Origin of the sequence: Enterobacter sp. A103 (genome assembly GCF_034427535.1) — a bacterium.
GTDB classification, from domain to species: domain Bacteria; phylum Pseudomonadota; class Gammaproteobacteria; order Enterobacterales; family Enterobacteriaceae; genus Enterobacter; species Enterobacter asburiae_B.
In genome coordinates this window covers 1-593 of record NZ_JAXQPQ010000038.1, presented here as the reverse complement: position 1 = coordinate 593, position 593 = coordinate 1, and the positions used below count along the sequence as shown (strand labels likewise).

At 51.8% G+C, this 593-nt stretch carries 1 protein-coding gene; it reads left to right on the top strand.

What is annotated here, in order from left to right:
- The coding region (locus SPH27_RS23045) for an EF-Tu/IF-2/RF-3 family GTPase (protein WP_302221447.1) at nucleotides 1-593 on the top strand (593 nt) is incomplete at both ends.

Here is a 593-nt window from a genome sequence, read left to right as displayed (position 1 = left end):
GCAGAGTGGGAAGCGAAAATCATCGAACTGGCTGGCTTCCTGGATTCTTACATCCCAGAACCAGAGCGTGCGATTGACAAGCCATTCCTGCTGCCAATCGAAGACGTATTCTCCATCTCCGGTCGTGGTACCGTTGTTACCGGTCGTGTAGAGCGCGGTATCATCAAAGTTGGTGAAGAAGTTGAAATCGTTGGTATCAAAGAGACTGCGAAGTCTACCTGTACTGGCGTTGAAATGTTCCGCAAACTGCTGGACGAAGGCCGTGCTGGTGAGAACGTTGGTGTTCTGCTGCGTGGTATCAAACGTGAAGAAATCGAACGTGGTCAGGTTCTGGCGAAGCCAGGCTCAATCAAGCCACACACCAAGTTCGAATCTGAAGTGTACATCCTGTCCAAAGACGAAGGCGGCCGTCATACTCCGTTCTTCAAAGGCTACCGTCCACAGTTCTACTTCCGTACAACTGACGTGACCGGTACCATCGAACTGCCAGAAGGCGTTGAGATGGTAATGCCAGGCGACAACATCAAGATGGTTGTGACTCTGATCCACCCAATCGCGATGGACGACGGTCTGCGTTTCGCAATCCGTGAAGG